The sequence below is a fragment of the Myxococcus sp. MH1 genome, assembly GCF_059738865.1.
This window is the reverse complement of sequence record NZ_AP026947.1, coordinates 9253328-9269734: the sequence shown is the minus strand read 5'-3', so window position 1 is coordinate 9269734 and position 16407 is coordinate 9253328. Positions and strand designations below refer to the sequence as shown.

Genomic DNA, 16407 nt, shown 5'->3' with positions numbered 1-16407 from the left:
CGTGTGGCATCATGCCGTCCGCTCATGGTGCCGCACCGTCCCGTCTCGCTCGTCCTCAGCTATCAGTACCCAGGCAAGTACGCCTTCACCGTGCTGGCGGGCGCCGTCGAGTCGGACCCGGCGCTCGCGGACGTGAAGCTGTTCTTTCCCCGCGACCGCGAGACGCTGCTCGCCACGCTCAAGGAGCGCCATGACGCAGGCGACACCGTGGTCGCCGCGTGGTCCTTCTACTCGGCCAGCTTCGCGGCCTCCGCGGAGGAGCTGGCCTGGGTGCGCGAGCGGCTGGAGGGGCGCTTTGTCCTCTGCATCGCCGGCGGCGTGCACGCGACGGCCGAGCCGCTGCAGACACTCCAGGCCGGCTTCGACCTCATCGCCATCGGCGAGGGCGAGCACTCCCTGCGCGAGCTGCTCGGCCGCGTCCAGCGCGGGGAGGAGCCCCGGGACACGCACGGCGTGGCCCACCTGAAGGACGGCAAGCTGGTGCAGCACGGGCGAGGGGAGGGCGTGAAGCTGGATGACTTCCCGCCGTTCGCCGCGCGCAACGCGATGTTCGGTGCCATCGAAATCACGCGCGGCTGCATCTACGCGTGCCGCTTCTGCCAGACGCCCTTCATGAGCAAGGCGCGCTTCCGCCACCGCTCCGTGGCCAATGTGGCGCACTGGGCGCGCGAGCTGCGCCGCTCGGGCCGCCGCGACATCCGCTTCATCACGCCGACGTCCATGTCCTACGGCACCGGCGACGAGACGATGAACCTGGCCGCGGTGGAGGAGCTGCTCGCGGCGGTGCGCGAGGCCATGGCCCCCGACGGGCGCATCTACTACGGCACCTTCCCCTCGGAGGTCCGCCCCGAGCACGTCACGCCCGAGGCGCTCGCCGTCCTCAAGCGCTACGTCCACAACGACAACCTCATCATCGGCGGCCAGTCCGGCTCCGAGCGCATCCTCCAGAGCACCCGCCGGGGCCACGACGTGGAGACGGTGGTGCGGGCCACCCGGCTCGCGGTGGAGGGCGGCTTCGTGCCCAACGTGGACTTCATCCTCGGGCTTCCGGGCGAAGAGGCCGACGACGTCGCCGCCACCGTCGCCCTCATGGAGCGACTGGCGGAGCTGGGCGCGCGTGTGCACGGCCACACCTTCATGCCGCTGCCCGGAACGCCTTTTCGAGATGCGCCCCCAGGACGCGTGGACGCCGAGACGCAGACGAAGCTGGACCGGCTCGCGTCCCAGGGGCGGCTGTACGGCCACTGGAAGCAGCAGGTCGCCCTCGCGGAGGGCATCGCCCAGCGGCGCCGGCCCCGAGCGGGCTAGCGTCCCCCGTCACTTCGTCGGGCCCCCCGGCGGCGAGGCGCTTAGGATGGGAGCGCGATGTCCTCCGACGAGACTCCCTACTGGCTGCTCATCTCCGTCCTCTTCAGCTCCCAGCCGCTGACGCCCTCGCTCGCCATGACGCTGCACCAGACGGCGTACGAGCTGCACGAGCGGGGTGAAGGGGTGAAGGAGGTCGCCGGCGACATGCTCAGCGGCAAGGTGCACAACCTGCGCAAGAACGTCGCCCTGGGTGGCATCGCGGGCCCCGCCTTCGAGGCGGAGATCGAGACCGAGCGCGGCTCCGGCGTGGTGCGCTTCATCCTCACGCGCCAGGGACTGGAGATGATGCGTCAGCAGCCCGCGACGCCGCCCCGTCCGAAGTACCTCAACTGAGGCCACGGGCTCCCGGTCGCCTGCTCCCTGTGCTGCGTGCGGTGCCCGGTGTCTCCATCTTCGAGGCACGGGCTCACCTCAGCACCCTCGAAGGAGCGACAGCCATGGACCCGAAGGACTATCTCAAGAAGCCGCTCGGCATCCCCCTGGACCCCGCGAAGCAGAAGGACCCGGAGGAGGATGGAGACCGCGTGCCCGCGGAGGGCCGCTCCGAGTTCCTCAATGACGTGACGGAGCAGGACGGCGGCCAGCGCACCGACGTGGGGCCACCGTACGACGGCTCGGGAGACTTGCAGCAGGGCCAGCGCGCCGAGTACCTCCAGCGCGCCGAGCGCAAGGAACCGAAGAAGGACTGACTGGCGACGCGCGGGGCTACTCGCGGTCCAGCGACACCTTGTTGCGATTGCCCATGTGGAAGATGGAGTTGTTCAGCGTCGCCGCGGACAGCTCGGCCAGCTCCATCATCACCTTCTGCTCCTCGGCCTCCTTGGAGCCCGCGGCGGCGGTCGGCGACTGCGCCTTGCCCTGCCCGGAGGCGCCGTCCTGGATGGGAGGACGGCCCACGGCGGCGAGGTAGGAGTTCATGATGCCGCTGTGCGGCGCGCTGCCCACCGAGTTGAGCGCCGACTGCACCACCAGCCCGCCGGTGGACATCAGCGGATCACCCGGCCGGTTCGCGGGGGACATCGCCGCGCGCTGGTTCTGCTGGATGAGCGAGCCGAACCCGACGTTCGCCGACTGCACGCCGGCCTGGGGACGGGGGACCTGGACCTGGGGACCCGTGAACGAGTTGATGCGGCTCATGGCTGGCTCCGTGGCGGTCCGAGGGCGCAATTGGCGCGGATCTCGGAGGTCTGCCCACATTATCGGGCAACCCCGGGAGAAGTTGCGTCCGGGGGCCTCACGCCTGCTCGGAGGGCGGAAAAACGACCAGAGGCCGCGGGGTTAGGACCCCACGGCCTCCGGTGTCAGGCGTCTTCAGGCGCCGCCAGGGCGATTAGAACTGGTGGGCCTCGGTGGACTCGTGGAGCGCCAGGGTGCTGGCGGAGCCGCCGGAGATGACCTCGGCGACCTGGTCGAAGTAGCCGGTGCCGACCTCGCGCTGGTGACGCGTGGCGGTGTAGCCGTCCTTCTCGGAGCCGAACTCGCCCTGCTGGAACTCGCTGTAGGCCGCCATGCCGCGGTCCTTGTACTTGCGCGCCAGCTCGTACATCGAGTGGTTCAGCGCGTGGAAGCCGGCCAGGGTGACGAACTGGAACTTGTAGCCCATGGCGCCCAGCTCGCGCTGGAACTTGGCGATGGTGGCGTCGTCCAGGTTCTTCTTCCAGTTGAAGGACGGCGAGCAGTTGTACGCGAGCAGCTTGTTGGGGAACTTCTCGCGGATGGACTCGGCGAACTTCTTGGCCTGGGCGAGGTCCGGGGTGCTGGTCTCGCACCAGACGAGGTCCGCGTACGGCGCGTAGGCCAGGCCGCGGGAGATGGCGCAGTCGAGGCCGCCGTTGATGCGGTAGAAGCCCTCGGAGGTGCGGCCGTTCTTGCGGTCGATGAAGGCGTGGTCGTACTCGTCCGCGTCGGACATGAGCAGCTTGGCGCTGTCCGCGTCCGTGCGAGCGACGAGCAGCGTGGGCACGCCCATCACGTCGGCGGCGAGGCGCGCGGCGGTGAGGGTGCGGATGAAGTGGCTGGTGGGCACCAGCACCTTGCCGCCCATGTGGCCGCACTTCTTCTCGCTGGCCAGCTGGTCCTCGAAGTGGACGCCCGCGGCGCCGGCTTCAATCATGCCCTTCATCAGCTCATAGGCGTTGAGCGGGCCGCCGAAGCCGGCCTCGGCGTCCGCCATGATGGGCGCGAACCAGTAGCGGTCGCTCTTGCCCTCGGCGTGGTCGATCTGGTCCGCGCGGCGCAGGGCGTTGTTGATCTTGCGCACCACGGTGGGGACGGAGTCGACCGGGTAGAGGCTCTGGTCGGGGTACATCTGCCCGGCGGAGTTGGCGTCGGCGGCGACCTGCCAGCCGGAGAGGTAGATGGCCTTGAGGCCCGCGCGGACCATCTGCACGGCCTGGTTGCCGGTGAGGGCGCCGAGCGCGTTGATGTAGTCCTCGGTGTGGAGCAGCTCCCACAGCCGCTTGGCGCCGACCTCGGCCAGCGTGTAGCTGATGGGCAGCGTGCCGCGCAGCTTCAGGACGTCCTTGTCGGTGTAGTTGCGCTTGATGCCCTCGAAGCGGCGGGCGTGGAGCTTGGCGTGAGGGGAGGCGTCCGGGGTGGTCGTGGTGGCGTCGTACATCGCAGGCTCCTCGGTGAGGCGTTGAAGGGTTGGAAAGGGTTCAGCGGTTGGCGTCGAGCGCCGCGTAGGCGGGCAGGGTGAGGAAGTCCTCGAAGGCGGGCGCGGTGGACAGGCGCTCGAAGAGCTCGCGGGCGCGGGTGACGTGCTCGCGGCCATACTTCTCGTGGACGCCCTCCTTCTCGAGGTGGGCCATCTCCTCGGAGAGCAGCGTCTGGAACAGCTCGGGCGTGACCTTGCGGCCGTCGTCGAGCGAGGCGCCGTGGTGCAGCCACTGCCACACCTGGGCGCGGGAGATTTCGGCGGTGGCCGCGTCCTCCATGAGGTTGTAGAGGGGCACGCAGCCCAGGCCGCCGAGCCACGCGGCGGTGTACTGGATGCCCACGCGCAGGTTGTGGCGCAGGCCCTCCTCGGTGCGGGTGCCGGAGGGGACCTTGAGCAGGTCGGCCTCGATGACGCGCACGTCCTCGCGCTTGTTGGCGAGCTGGTTGGGCCCCTTCATGTTCGCGTCGAAGATGTCGCGGGCGATGGAGACCAGGCCCGGGTGGGCGACCCACGTGCCGTCGTGGCCGTTCTTCACCTCGCGCAGCTTGTCGGCGCGGACCTTCTCCAGGACGGCCTCGTTGGCGGCGGCGTCCCCCTTGATGGGGATGAAGGCCGCCATGCCGCCCATGGCGTGCACGCCGCGGCGGTGGCAGGTCTGGATGAGCAGCTGCGAGTAGGCGTTGAGGAACGCCTTGTCCATGGTGACCTGGCCGCGGTCGGGCAGCACGACGCTGGTGTCGGACTGGAGCGTCTTGATGAAGCTGAAGATGTAGTCCCAGCGGCCGCAGTTGAGGCCGGCGGAGTGCTCGCGCAGTTCGTACAGGATTTCGTCCATCTCGAAGGCCGCGGGGAGCGTCTCGATGAGGACGGTGGCCTTGATGGTGCCGCGGGGGATGCCGAGCGTGTCCTGGGCCATGAGGAACACGTCGTTCCAGAGGCGGGCCTCCAGGTGGCTCTGCATCTTGGGCAGGTAGAAGTAGGGGCCGGTGCCGCGGGCGAGCTGCTCGCGGACGTTGTGGAAGAAGAAGAGGCCGAAGTCGAAGAGGGAGCCGGAGATGGGCTTGCCGTCGACTTCGACGTGGCGCTCGGGCAGGTGCCAGCCGCGAGGGCGCACGAAGAGGACGGCGGGCTTGTCGACCAGGGCGTAGTGCTTGCCGTTGTCGCCGGTGAAGGAGATGGAGCGGCGCACGGCGTCGCGCAGGTTGACTTGCCCGCGCACGACGTTGTCCCAGGTGGGGCTGTTGGCGTCCTCGAAGTCCGCCATGAAGACGTTGGCCCCCGAGTTGAGGGCGTTGATGATCATCTTCCGGTCCACCGGGCCGGTGATTTCCACGCGGCGGTCCTGGAGGTCCGGAGGCAGCGGGGCGACCGTCCACTGGGCGTCCCGGACGGACTTCGTCTCCGGGAGGAAGTGGGGGCGCTCACCCTTGCGCCAGGCGGCCTGGACCTGCTTGCGGCGTTCCAGGAGGCCCTCGCGGCGCTCCCCGAAGGCGCGCACCAGCTTCGCCACGAAGTCCAGGGCGGCCGGGGTGAGCACCTCGGCGTAGTCGGGGTGCCACGGCCCCTTCACCTCTACGCCAGCGCTGAAGGCCGGGCTCTTCGAAGAGGGGACTTCCGTGGGCATCTCGGCTCCTTGGCTTGGTGCGTTGTAAATCTACGGCAACGGGTCGGAAAATGAATCTTCCGAGGGCGAAATGGAAGTGCGCGTCAATTTCTGCCTGCTTGCCTGTAATGCTGTCAACAGCCGGCGGATTAAATCTGTAAATCAACAGACGTGACGCGGGGTTGCGAGCAGGGGGGCGCCGGGTGCCGGGGACGCAATCAGCGACGGCGAGGTGCGTAGGTAGGGTCGAGGGTGCTCGCCGCCAAGGGGTCCCCTCACGGGAGACACGTCATGGACGCGATGAAGCGGTGCTCGGGGTGCGCGGAGGAGATTCGGATGGAGGCCTCGCGCTGCGCCCGGTGTGGAATCCGGGTGGAGCGGCTGCACCGCGGCGTCGAGGGCCGCGCCGTGGCCGGCGTCTGCGCGATGCTCGCTCGCGAGCTGGGAATCGACGTGGCCCTGGTGCGCGTGGCCGTCGTCGTGGCCACCTTGTTCTCCGGCGGCACGCTTCCGCTCGTCTACGTCCTGCTCTGGGCGTTCACCCCGACCTCCGCGTTGGGGCGGGCTCCCCTGCAGCGCACGCTGAACTGGTTGTCGCGCTTCGGGGAGTCGGAGACGCCTCGCTTGGAGCGGCGGGTCTAGGCACACGGCCAGGGGGCACGGCTCGCGGGCCCCTCGGCTCGCCGTGGGTCCCCCCGCCAGCGGGCGGGGCCCCCCACGCCGGCCGTCCCGCTCCTCTGTGTCACGCGTTCGCGGTGTCCTGCTTATCGGCGCGTTCTGCTCACGGCTCGACGGTTCTCCTCGTCTCCCGGTGACCCGTTGACCGGCCTGTTATGCGTGGGCTCCAGGATTCTCTCCTCCAGGAGCCCGCCCTTGAGCACTCGCGACGTCCGCATCGAGAAGGACACCTTCGGCCCCATCGAGGTCCCCGCCGACCGCCTCTGGGGCGCCCAGACGCAGCGCAGCCTCCAGAACTTCGACATCTCCACCGAGCGCATGCCTCCCGCGCTCATCCGCGCGCTCGTGCTCGTCAAGAAGGCCGCCGCCCTCGTCAACGTCGAGAACGGCTCGCTCTCCCACGAGAAGGGCGACGCCATCGTCCGCGCCTCCGACGAGGTCCTCGCCGGCAAGCATGACGCGGAGTTCCCGCTCAGCATCTGGCAGACCGGCAGCGGCACCCAGACGAACATGAACACCAACGAGGTGCTCGCCAACCGCGCCTCGGAGCTGCTCGGCGGCGAACGCGGTGAGCAGCGCCGCGTCCACGCCAACGACGACGTCAACAAGGGGCAGAGCTCCAACGACGTCTTCCCCACCGCGATGAGCGTCGCCGCCGCCACCGCCATCGCCGAGCGGGTGCTCCCCGAGCTCGACGCGCTTCGCGACGTGCTCGCCGACAAGTCCCGCGCCTTCATGGACGTGGTGAAGATTGGCCGCACCCACCTCCAGGACGCCACGCCCCTCACCCTGGGCCAGGAGCTGAGCGGCTATGTCGCGCAGCTCGCCCATGCTCGCGCGCACCTGGAGCGCGTGCTTCCCCACCTGCACGAGCTGGCCCTGGGGGGGACGGCTGTCGGCACGGGGCTCAATGCCCCCAAGGGGTACGCCGAGCGCGTCGCCCAGGAGATTGCCCGCCTCACCGGCCTGCCCTTCGTCACCGCCCCCAACAAGTTCGAGGCCCTGGCCGCCAACGACGCCCTGGTCCACGCGCATGGCGCCCTCAAGGGCCTGGCCTGCGCGCTCTTCAAGATCGCCAACGACATCCGCTGGCTGTCCTCCGGCCCCCGCTCCGGCCTGGGTGAAATCACCATCCCGGAGAACGAGCCCGGCAGCTCCATCATGCCCGGCAAGGTCAACCCCACCCAGAGCGAGGCCCTCACCATGCTCTGCGCCCAGGTCATGGGCAACGACGTCGCCGTCAGCGTGGGCGGCGCCTCCGGCAACTTCGAGCTCAACGTCTTCAAGCCCCTCATCATCCACAACGTCCTGCAGAGCTGCCGGCTGCTCGCCGACGGCATGCGCAGCTTCCGCCTCCACTGCGCCGTGGGCATCGAGCCCAACCGCGCCCGCATCCAGGAGAACCTGGAGCGCAGCCTGATGCTCGTCACCGCCCTCAACCCGCACATCGGCTACGACAACGCCGCGAAGATCGCCAAGAAGGCCCACAAGGACGGCAAGACGCTCAAGGAGGTCGCCGTCGAGCTGGGCCTCGTCACCCCCGAACAGTTCGACCAGTGGGTCCGCCCGGAGAAGATGACCGGCCTGTAGGCGCTGGGTGTCCTACACGCCTCCGTCCCTCCTCCGGACGCCCCTTTCGAGGGCCCGCCGGGGGAGGGGACGGGCAGAACCGTGGGCCAGCGCACGCTGAGGGAAGAAGGGGCGGGCGCGCGCGCGGCAGGACGATTAGGGTAGGGGAGCCATGAACGTCCCCTTCGTCATCGAGACCACGCACCGCGGCGAGCGGGCGTACGACCTGTACAGCCGGCTCCTCAAGGACCGCATCATCATGCTGGGCACGCCCGTCAACGATGACGTGGCCAACATCATCGTCGCCCAGCTGCTCTTCCTCGAGTCCGAGGACCCCGACAAGGGCATCAACCTCTACATCAACTCGCCCGGTGGCTCCGTCACCGCGGGCCTGGCCATCTACGACACCATGCAGTACGTGAAGTGTCCGGTGTCCACCATCTGCGTGGGACAGGCCGCCTCCATGGGCGCGCTGCTCCTGCTCGCCGGCGCCAAGGGCAAGCGCTACGCCCTGCCCAACAGCCGCATCATGATTCACCAGCCGCTCGGCGGCGCCCAGGGCCAGGCCACCGACATCGACATCCAGGCCAAGGAAATCCTCCGCCTGCGCAGCTACATCAACGGCCTCATCGTCAAGCACACCGGCCACACCGTCGAGCGCATCGAGAAGGACACCGAGCGCGACTACTTCATGAGCGCCGAGGACGCGCGCCAGTACGGCCTCATCGACGAGGTCGTGGAGAAGCAGCGCCTCATCTCCCCGACGCCGTCGAACAAGTAGCGCAAGTCCTCGCGACCCCCGCTCCTCATGGCGGAGCGGGGGCGCCTGGAGACCCTCCGCCGGATTCCCGACGCCTCCTGGGCGCAGGTTCCGCGCTGGAGCTCCGAGCAGGCGCAAGACTCGCGCGCCTCTAAAGATGCTCTCCAGGGATGCGGGTGGCATGTCCCATGCTCAACTTGTGGACATGTCCAGGCTCAGCTCGCGCCCTCTCCCTCGACTCCTGCTGACCGCCGCCTTCCTGGCCGGCGCGGGCTGTGTCGGGCCCACCGGCCGACCGCCCCAGCCTCCCAGCTCGGCCTCCGTGCAAGCGGAGCTGGGCGAGCGTGACGTCATCCAGGCCGGCGAGGAATACGCCCGCAACAACAGCCTGGTGCTCTCCGAGGCCGGTGAGGCCGTGGAGATCCGCCCCAACTTCTGGCGCATCCGCTTCGGCCTGAAGGACCAGCCGGGACGCGGCATCGAGCTGGAGTTCGACGAGGTGGCCCGGCGCGTGACGCGCACCCAGGAGATTGAAATCCTCCCGGGCTCCACCGTGTCCCCCGACAACGTCCCCGGCCGCGGCGGCGACGTGCCCTCCGGCGGTCAGGGACGCGGGCCCGTGCCTTGAGGGCTAGGGCCAATGCCGATCAGTTAGGTCGCCCTTGCCTGGGGCGCCCAGGTGGTTGAGGGTGTGGCGCTCTCGTTCTTGGTAACTCCTGGCCGCGCCCCGTCTGGTGCGGCAAGGAAATTCGTGAAAGGGGCGGCGCGGGAATCAGCGGCGTGGGGCGCGAGCTTCTGCCCAAAGGGAGACGTCACCGTTCGCCGTCTGGCGGAGCTCCCAGGCGCCGATGCCACGCAAGTCACGGGCGAAGAGCTGGCGCTTGCGGGCCACGAGCATGTCGATGGTAGCGCGCACGGTGGAGCGGCCCGGTTCTGGTAGCGCGTCGAGCCGGCGGTAGAGGTCCGGCAGCAAGTCTTCCCCGCCCCAGGCCGCGGTGACAACGGCATTCCAGACGGTGATGGCCACCTGGAGGATGCTGCGACGTTGCGCGGAGTTACATCGGTCTCGTTGAGTCCCGGCGACTTGGTGGGTCAAGCCGCAGTTAGGTACCTCTTCTCATAGTTAGCAGGAGACTGGTAGCTGAGGGCGGAGTGCATCCGGCGCAGGTTGTACCAGCCCTCGATGTACTGGAAGACAGCCATCCTGGCCTCTGCGTGAGTGCGGAAGGCCCGTCGGTCGAGCAGCTCGCACTCGAGGCTCGCGAAGAAGGATTCGCACAGCGCGTTGTCGTACGCGTCGCCGACGCTCCCCATGGAAGGACAAACTCCTGCCTGCCTGCACCTCTGCCCGAAGCTCAGCGAGGTATATTGGGCGGATTCAAGCGGTCGTCGCAACGCCTCCTGGTTGAAATGAACATAGATGAGTGTTCAGCGCGGCGATGACCAACTCCGACTTCAGGTGGGTGGCGATGGCCCAGCCCACCACCATGCGACTCCACACGTCGATGACGACAGCCAGGTAGAGAGAGCCCGCCCACGTCGGGATGTAGGTGATGCCGGCAACCCATAACTCGGTTGGCCTTCGGGCCTCGAATCGGCGCCCCACCAGGTTCGCAGCAGATTGTGCCGCGTCATCTCGCTTCGTCGTCACGCAGTATCCCCTCCGACTGACTCCCGCCAACCGGGCCTCTCTCATCAGGCTGGCGACGCGCCGCCGTCCCACCTGGAGGCCGTGCGTGTCGACCAGCTCCGCCCGGGCGCGAGGTGCGCCATAGGTGCCGTCCGACATTTGGTGGATGGCGTGGATGTGCTTGGAGAGGTGGGTATCCTCCTCGGCCCGCTTTGAGGCGGGCCTGCCCCTCCAGGCGTAGTAGCCGGCCTCGGTGACGCCCAGCGCCCGGCACATCGTCGACACTGCATGCTCAGCCTGGTTCTCGCTCACGAATCGGAACGCTTCTTGGGCGTCCCGACGCCTTCCTGTGCGAACCAGGCCGCGGCTTTTGAGAGGATGTCACGCTCCTCGCGCAGCACCTTCACCTCGCGCCTCAAGCGGCCCAGTTCCTGCTTCTCGTCCGACGTCAGCCCATCCTGTCGCGTGCCCTCGTCCAGTTCGCTCTGGCGTACCCAGTTGCGCACCGTCGTGTCAGTGACGTGGAACTCCTCGGCCAAGCTGCTCGTCGTCCGTCCCGCCTTCGCCAACTCGACGATTCGTGCTCGGAACTCCGGCGGGTATGGGGGCTTCGGTTTCGGCATCGTTGGGTCCTTCTCCCACAGTTGAACGGACTCAACGAACCCGACGCAACTCCAGACTACGCCGGAGTCGTCCTGGTGGATGGGTACGCGGCATACCAGACGGCGACGAAGTCCGGCCCGGACGGGCCCTCCCCAGCGATGCTGGCCTTCTGCTGGGCGCACGTGCGCCGTAAATTCTTCGAGGCGAAGCAATTCGCGCCAGCGTGCGAAGAAGTGCTGCGGCTCATTGCGGAGATGTATGCCATTGAGGCGGACCTACCCGGCTGGTACGCCCTGACGGCAGAGGAGCGCCAGACTGCGCTCGCGCAGCGGCTCGCGGTACGCCAGCAGCGCTCCGCGCCAGTCGTCGCGAGCATCCGGCAGTGGGCACTGGCCCAGCGAGCCGCCCCGGGCAGCGCGTTCCGCAAGGCGCTGGAGTACATGCTGAAGCTGTGGGACGGGCTGACCGTCTTCTTGGGCAATCCCGTGGTGCCCATCGACAACAACCACGTCGAGCGGCAGATGCGCGACATGGTGATGGGCCGCAAGAACCACTACGGCAGCAAGTCGAAGCGAGGCACCGAGGTGGCCGCTCTCTTCTACTCGCTCATCGAGACGGCTCGCCTGCGCGGAGAGGACCCGGGACGCTATCTGCAGCGCGCTGCGCTCGCCTCCATCGAGAATCCGGGCTCTGCCACGCTCCCCAAGGGCCAGGCCTGGCGACCTCTCCTGTCGGTCCTCTCTACGGGGCAACTCCACACCTGGACGGGGCACGGCGAACAGTTACGGGCACTCGGCCATCGCTTCGCCACACCCGACGACAAGCATTTGCGGCGTAAAGCCGCGCTGCTCGCCCAGCGCCACCAGATGTACCAGCGCGCCCGGCGCCGTCATCCCGATCGCTGGAGTCGCAGCACGCGCGACTGGACTCCAGCAGGTCCCGTGCGCCTCAACCCCGCTCCCTGCCTCACCCCACTTCTGAAGGAAGGGCGGCACGCCGGCTGAAACCTCTCACGCGACAACTACCTTGACGCCCACCGGGTCCTCCGCCTGCGCTTCCGGCTCCCCTCCCGGACAAAGGAGCCCAATGCGGTGCGGGGTAAGCTCTCCTGACCAGCCGGGGCGCTTTGCCCCAATGCCCGCACTTGTCTTGCGCACCTTTACGGAGGCCCCGCGGTGCGCCAGACAGGTCCGGCGCCCCCTGCGGCTGCGCCCCAGGGGCTGCAATGCGCCTCCCGCGCCGTCTTCGAAGACGCAGCCGTCCGCGATCGAGGAGGTACTCTCGTGAGGATGGACCGACCTGGGGGGGCAGTACAGCGCCTAGGAACAACCCGGCGCCATGTATGTCGTCTGTCATGCGCGCCGGCACTCTCACAAGAGCGCTCCCCTATGGGAGCACCTTTCCAGTCCCATCCGCCTGGTTTGTCACGGCCCGCAGAGCAACCAACGCATCAGGTTATGCTTGCGTCGATCCGGACACAACCAACCAAGCCAGCCCCATAACTAAGAACAAAGCCAACCAGACAGGTAATGCAAGCATGAACTTGAAAGCCATTCGAATCCCTGCTATACCCGCCCAACTGACGACTTGCGTCTGGTCGGGGGGCATCGCGGCGCACTGGACACTAAACTCAAAGGCTGCACATGGCACATCTCTTTGCGCACTGACGCAGTCCCAAGAGCTTTGCCGAAAATCCGCGACTGGCAAATCCTTGAGCCCACCGCTAGAGGTGGCGTCACTCCCATACGCAAAACGGTCGCGTCCCATTCACACAACCGCGCGTGAACATAAAGGGGGGCAGGTCAATCATGCGTTGCACCATTCAAGAGAGCGTATCGCGAAAGGAACTGGAGCGGACTATCCATAGGCTACCGGAGGATGGCGGCTCTGCGACGATGAACCGCAACCTGGAGCTAATCGCCAGACTAGGGCGTCCGGACTTGATAATCCCCCTTCTCCGTCAGATCCTCGACGACCCCGCGTTGATCGAGGAGGTGGCGAGCCTGTCGTATCGGCACGTCAACCATTTCGACAAGATCGTCCTTGTGGACTCCGCGGCGCAGACGGGCTATCGGCTCACGCTGCACCTGTGGAAACCACCGTACTCCGACAAAGAGTTCCACGACGAACTAATCCACGACCACCGCTTCAACTTCTGGTCCACCATCCTCACGGGGAAGCTCGTCACCGAGAACCTCCAGCGGGCAGCGGGTGGCATGACGTTCCGCCAATATCAATACATCCCCGAGAACCGCGGCGCCTCGAAGTTTTACACGTTCATGGGGGAGGAGTCATTGATAAAGGTCACGCCCTCCGCGAAGCACGCTGGGCAGTCCTACTTCCTCCGGTACGAAAGTATCCACCGAGTGGTGCTGCCCCGCGAGGAGATGGCGTGTACCCTTGTGTTGCGAGGCCCGCGGCAACGGCAATTCTCAAACATATACAACACCGCGTATCCTAGCAGCGACCTGCAGGTGGTCCACCCCATGTTCACGCCCTGCGAGGTGCGGGGTCGGCTCGAGGCGTTGATCGCCGCCGTGGCCCGTCGCCCGGACTACACGGAGTTCGGTCGCTGACCGTCTCCTCACTCCTTTCCTTCGCCAGTTTTCAACCCAGGAGCGTTTCCCATGACCAGTTTGCGCGTACCCGTCGAGGAGAGTGTCTATTCGAAGCAGGCGAGCCTCGTCATCTTCAACCAGCTCGCACTCAAGATTGAGATGGATCGCGTCTCGAATGAGGCCTACTACGGCTGGCTCGATCACATGATTGCCACCATCGGCCAGAAGGTGCGTGGCGCGAAAATCGTCGAGAAGGAGAACGCGCGCGTCGCACCTCCGCTGAACACTGCCATCTACTATGACACGGCAGGCCACCATATCCTGCGCACAGGTGCGCTACTGCGCACCTCGTGCAACAAGATCACTCACGCCTTCTGCGCTTTCAAGATGGCGGAGGACGCGCATGCGGTGCGCAAGGACCACCGCTACGTCTTCGCGGATGACGAGAAGCGGACCATCCAGAATGCTCCCTCTTCATCGGAGGCGGTGGCCATCGTGAAGCGGCTCTTGGCGCGTAAGGACATCGAGCACCCAGGGACGTTCTTGGAGCGGTACTACGGCATCCGGGGCGAGGAGCTGTCGCCCGCAATCATGCTGGACGACTACCGCTACACGTTTTTTGCTTGGCTGGACAATAAGGATGCGCTGCGGTGCAGCATCGACCGCGCCTTCGTGTCTGACCTGCGGCTCCCTGAGCACGAGCGCGAGCGCAAGCCAGTCTCCGAGGTGGAACTGGCCATATATCCGCGCATCACGCCGGAAGTAGCGAAGGATCAGCGTGTGGTGGAGCTCATCAACACCCTTGCCACCTCACTCACGGACGCATTCAATGTCCGCATCACGAAGGACATAAAGTACCAGCGCTCGGCTAAGGCGCTGGACATCCTGCGGAGCTGATGGCCGGAAATACCGCGACAGGGCAGGCGTGAGGCGCTCATGAGAATCTATCTCGCACGGCATGGCCAGTCTACCTGGCAGGTTGCGCCGAGCACCGACTGGGACACGGGGCTGACGGATCTAGGCAACGAGCAGTCGCGGCGCCTGGCGCAGTGGCTCGCGAGCCGGCCTGTGGTGGCAGAGGGGACACGGCTAGAGGTGTGCTCAGTGTGGGGCAGCCCGCTCATCCGGGCGCAGAGGACGGCGGCCCTCGTTGCCGAGGCCCTCCACCTTCCGCTGGTGACCAGCCCCCACTTGCGCGAGGCGGCGTTCCACGTCGCCTCGCAGCTGCCCCACCGTGAGACGCCGCACGAGCCCTTCCCCTCCTTCGAGGCGCCTACGGAGTACGCAGTCTTCCGTCAGCAGGCTCGGATGATATTGAAGGAACTGGTGGAGCACTCGGAAATCACGGGCGGGGCGGTGCTCGCGGTGTCCCATGGTGGGCTCATCAAGACAATGCTGCGAGGGGCCACAGGCAGCGAGCACGTCTGCTTCAACCTCTATAACACGGCGGTGACTGTACTCGAATGGCGAAGGGGTCGCTGGCACTTGGCTCACATCAACCTCTGGGACCACCTGCCCCCGGAGCTGCGCACCATCTGAGCCAAACACCTTTGTGGAGCATGTCCCCGCCCACCCTGCTGCTCCGTCCGTCCCCTAACCGAAGTCCCGCCCCTGGAGCCTCGTCTTGTCTGGTTTGACAGCGAACCCGCCATCCCAGCCTGGGCCCCCCGGCTACATCGAGCTACTCAGAACTAACGTCAGCTTCAGGAACATGTGGCTCGGTGAAATCGTTAGCATGTTCGGAGACTGGTTCAACCTCATCGCCTCCGCCTCGCTAATCGGGTTGCTCACGACGTCCGGGACCGCCGTAGGCGCGGTGTTCGTCGTACGGATGCTCGCGCCGTTCCTCGTCAGCCCCATCGCGGGGGTGATCGCGGACCGATACAGTCGCAAGCACATCATGATTGTGATAGACCTGTGTCGAGCCATGGTGGTGCTAGGATTCCTGCAGGTGAGGGACCCGGGCGACGTGTGGCTGTTCTACACGCTCACAGTCATCCAACTCGGGTTGAGTGGCTTCTTCGTCCCTGCGCGCAATGCCATCCTACCGGAGCTGGTGCCACCGGCCCACCTGGGGGTCGCCAGCTCGCTCAGCTCCGCAACGTACGCGGTGATGCAGTCGATCGGGGCGGCTCTCGGAGGGGTTGTGGCTGGCGCGTGGGGCACCCAGGTGACGTTCCTCATCGACGCGCTGAGCTTCCTCGTGTCAGCCACCCTGTGCTCGCGAATCATCATCTTCCATGCGGAGCCGATCCTGGACGCTTCCGAGCGCCCCCTGGCCACAGCTCTGAGGCAGTACGCAGACGGGCTGATCTACCTGCGGCAGCACCTGGACGTGCTCTTCATCGCGCTGCACAAGGGGGTGAACGCCCTCTTCATCACCGGCGGGCTCAACGTGCTGCAGGTCATCATCGCCAGCCAGTACTTCCCGCTGGGCCAGGCCGGTGGCATCAGCATCGGGCTCATCTTCGGAGCCACAGGCGTCGGGACGGCCATCGGGCCCCTCGTCGCGCGCTGGCTGACGGGCGATGACGAGCGAGCCCTGAGGAGGAGCCTGGTCGTTTGCTACCTAGTCAGCGCGGTAGGGCTGGGTGTCACCGCGCTTATGCCCAACCTCGGAGTGGTGCTGCTGGGCATGTTCATTCGTGGGATCGGCGGCGGCATTATGTGGGTCTCCTCCACGCAGTTGCTGATGCAGCAGATTCCTAATCAGGTCCGTGGGCGGGTCTTCAGCACCGAGTACGCGATGCGAACGCTGATGAATGCCCTCGGAACCATTGCCTTCAGCCTGGTCGCCGGGCGTCTCTTGCACGTGTCCAACATGATGTGGGTGACCGCCGGTTTGGCTCTTATTCCCGCCGCGCTATGGGCGTTCTGGATGCTGGCGCACCGGGAGCGCGCGGAAGTGGTCGGCGGTTCGCGGACGAAAGTGTAGTGCTGGAGGGTAGTGTAGTGCTGGAGGGTGACCCGGCAAGGAGT

Annotated in this window: 16 protein-coding genes and 1 pseudogene; 12 read left to right on the top strand and 5 right to left on the bottom strand. The window is 66.8% G+C overall.

Features of this window, described 5'->3' with window-relative positions; translation table 11 throughout:
- Window positions 1-24 precede the first annotated feature (24 nt).
- The 3 genes from AC6JA9_RS36605 to AC6JA9_RS36595 all read left to right on the top strand — a co-directional run bounded on the left by AC6JA9_RS36605 (window position 25) and on the right by AC6JA9_RS36595 (window position 2057).
- Window positions 25-1308 (top strand): TIGR04013 family B12-binding domain/radical SAM domain-containing protein, encoded by a 1284-nt coding sequence (locus tag AC6JA9_RS36605; RefSeq protein WP_497958542.1) that lies wholly within the window; start codon window positions 25-27, stop codon window positions 1306-1308.
- A gap of 57 nt (window positions 1309-1365) precedes the next feature.
- The gene (locus tag AC6JA9_RS36600) at window positions 1366-1701 is read left to right on the top strand and encodes a hypothetical protein (RefSeq protein ID WP_141325406.1); all 336 of its coding nucleotides are present in this window, start codon (window positions 1366-1368) and stop codon (window positions 1699-1701) included.
- Between the two features lie 104 nt (window positions 1702-1805).
- The gene (locus AC6JA9_RS36595) at window positions 1806-2057 is read left to right on the top strand and encodes a hypothetical protein (protein ID WP_046716264.1); all 252 of its coding nucleotides are present in this window, start codon (window positions 1806-1808) and stop codon (window positions 2055-2057) included.
- A gap of 16 nt (window positions 2058-2073) precedes the next feature.
- Here the strand turns inward: AC6JA9_RS36595 and AC6JA9_RS36590 are convergent, their stop codons facing one another.
- From AC6JA9_RS36590 to aceB, 3 genes are all read right to left on the bottom strand, one after another.
- Window positions 2074-2505, bottom strand: a complete 432-nt coding sequence (locus AC6JA9_RS36590) for a hypothetical protein (protein ID WP_223747079.1) — start codon at window positions 2503-2505, stop codon at window positions 2074-2076.
- A 193-nt stretch (window positions 2506-2698) separates the two neighbouring features.
- Window positions 2699-3985, bottom strand: coding sequence for an isocitrate lyase (gene aceA / locus AC6JA9_RS36585; RefSeq protein ID WP_141325400.1), 1287 nt, complete (start codon window positions 3983-3985; stop codon window positions 2699-2701).
- Window positions 3986-4025: 40 nt separating this feature from the next.
- Window positions 4026-5651 (bottom strand): malate synthase A, encoded by a 1626-nt coding sequence (gene aceB, locus AC6JA9_RS36580; protein WP_497958541.1) that lies wholly within the window; start codon window positions 5649-5651, stop codon window positions 4026-4028.
- A gap of 270 nt (window positions 5652-5921) precedes the next feature.
- Here aceB and AC6JA9_RS36575 point away from each other — a divergent pair, with 270 nt between their 5' ends.
- The 4 genes from AC6JA9_RS36575 to AC6JA9_RS36560 all read left to right on the top strand — a co-directional run bounded on the left by AC6JA9_RS36575 (window position 5922) and on the right by AC6JA9_RS36560 (window position 9265).
- Entirely contained in the window at window positions 5922-6272 is a 351-nt protein-coding gene (locus tag AC6JA9_RS36575) for a PspC domain-containing protein (protein ID WP_223747082.1), read from the top strand.
- A gap of 231 nt (window positions 6273-6503) precedes the next feature.
- A complete protein-coding gene (gene fumC, locus AC6JA9_RS36570) occupies window positions 6504-7898 on the top strand; it encodes a class II fumarate hydratase (protein WP_497958540.1) in 1395 nt (464 codons plus the stop codon).
- 151 nt (window positions 7899-8049) lie between these two features.
- Complete coding sequence (gene clpP, locus AC6JA9_RS36565; RefSeq protein WP_046716258.1) at window positions 8050-8658, top strand: ATP-dependent Clp endopeptidase proteolytic subunit ClpP; 609 nt, start codon at window positions 8050-8052, stop codon at window positions 8656-8658.
- Between the two features lie 184 nt (window positions 8659-8842).
- Window positions 8843-9265: a hypothetical protein gene (locus tag AC6JA9_RS36560; RefSeq protein ID WP_497958539.1), complete on the top strand. Its 423-nt coding sequence runs from the start codon at window positions 8843-8845 to the stop codon at window positions 9263-9265.
- Window positions 9266-9409: 144 nt separating this feature from the next.
- Here the strand turns inward: AC6JA9_RS36560 and AC6JA9_RS36555 are convergent, their stop codons facing one another.
- Window positions 9410-9664, bottom strand: coding sequence for a hypothetical protein (locus AC6JA9_RS36555; protein WP_497958538.1), 255 nt, complete (start codon window positions 9662-9664; stop codon window positions 9410-9412).
- Between the two features lie 65 nt (window positions 9665-9729).
- Window positions 9730-10890: pseudogene (locus tag AC6JA9_RS36550) on the bottom strand (IS3 family transposase).
- Here AC6JA9_RS36550 and AC6JA9_RS36545 point away from each other — a divergent pair.
- The 5 genes from AC6JA9_RS36545 (at window position 10789) to AC6JA9_RS36525 (ending at window position 16363) form a co-directional block, all read left to right on the top strand.
- Entirely contained in the window at window positions 10789-11874 is a 1086-nt protein-coding gene (locus AC6JA9_RS36545; RefSeq protein WP_497958537.1) for an IS66 family transposase, read from the top strand. The pseudogene AC6JA9_RS36550 and the gene AC6JA9_RS36545 sit on opposite strands and share 102 nt — an antisense overlap.
- 891 nt (window positions 11875-12765) lie before the next feature.
- Window positions 12766-13446 (top strand): hypothetical protein, encoded by a 681-nt coding sequence (locus AC6JA9_RS36540; RefSeq protein WP_497958536.1) that lies wholly within the window; start codon window positions 12766-12768, stop codon window positions 13444-13446.
- A 51-nt stretch (window positions 13447-13497) separates the two neighbouring features.
- On the top strand, window positions 13498-14325 hold the full coding sequence (locus AC6JA9_RS36535; protein ID WP_497958535.1) for a hypothetical protein: 828 nt from the start codon (window positions 13498-13500) through the stop codon (window positions 14323-14325).
- A 39-nt stretch (window positions 14326-14364) separates the two neighbouring features.
- The gene (locus AC6JA9_RS36530) at window positions 14365-14967 is read left to right on the top strand and encodes a histidine phosphatase family protein (RefSeq protein WP_497958534.1); all 603 of its coding nucleotides are present in this window, start codon (window positions 14365-14367) and stop codon (window positions 14965-14967) included.
- A gap of 172 nt (window positions 14968-15139) precedes the next feature.
- Entirely contained in the window at window positions 15140-16363 is a 1224-nt protein-coding gene (locus AC6JA9_RS36525) for an MFS transporter (RefSeq protein WP_497960812.1), read from the top strand.
- Window positions 16364-16407: the final 44 nt, after the last annotated feature.

Coding starts and splice junctions, on each gene's coding strand:
- AC6JA9_RS36590 (WP_223747079.1), bottom strand. CDS start 2,505: ATGAGCCGCATCAACTCGTTCACGGGTCCCCAGGTCCAGGTCCCCCGT.
- AC6JA9_RS36540 (WP_497958536.1), top strand. CDS start 12,766: ATGAACCGCAACCTGGAGCTAATCGCCAGACTAGGGCGTCCGGACTTG.
- clpP (WP_046716258.1), top strand. CDS start 8,050: ATGAACGTCCCCTTCGTCATCGAGACCACGCACCGCGGCGAGCGGGCG.
- AC6JA9_RS36605 (WP_497958542.1), top strand. CDS start 25: ATGGTGCCGCACCGTCCCGTCTCGCTCGTCCTCAGCTATCAGTACCCA.
- AC6JA9_RS36600 (WP_141325406.1), top strand. CDS start 1,366: ATGTCCTCCGACGAGACTCCCTACTGGCTGCTCATCTCCGTCCTCTTC.
- AC6JA9_RS36595 (WP_046716264.1), top strand. CDS start 1,806: ATGGACCCGAAGGACTATCTCAAGAAGCCGCTCGGCATCCCCCTGGAC.
- AC6JA9_RS36560 (WP_497958539.1), top strand. CDS start 8,843: ATGTCCAGGCTCAGCTCGCGCCCTCTCCCTCGACTCCTGCTGACCGCC.
- AC6JA9_RS36530 (WP_497958534.1), top strand. CDS start 14,365: ATGAGAATCTATCTCGCACGGCATGGCCAGTCTACCTGGCAGGTTGCG.
- aceA (WP_141325400.1), bottom strand. CDS start 3,985: ATGTACGACGCCACCACGACCACCCCGGACGCCTCCCCTCACGCCAAG.
- AC6JA9_RS36575 (WP_223747082.1), top strand. CDS start 5,922: ATGGACGCGATGAAGCGGTGCTCGGGGTGCGCGGAGGAGATTCGGATG.
- AC6JA9_RS36535 (WP_497958535.1), top strand. CDS start 13,498: ATGACCAGTTTGCGCGTACCCGTCGAGGAGAGTGTCTATTCGAAGCAG.
- AC6JA9_RS36525 (WP_497960812.1), top strand. CDS start 15,140: ATGTGGCTCGGTGAAATCGTTAGCATGTTCGGAGACTGGTTCAACCTC.
- aceB (WP_497958541.1), bottom strand. CDS start 5,651: ATGCCCACGGAAGTCCCCTCTTCGAAGAGCCCGGCCTTCAGCGCTGGC.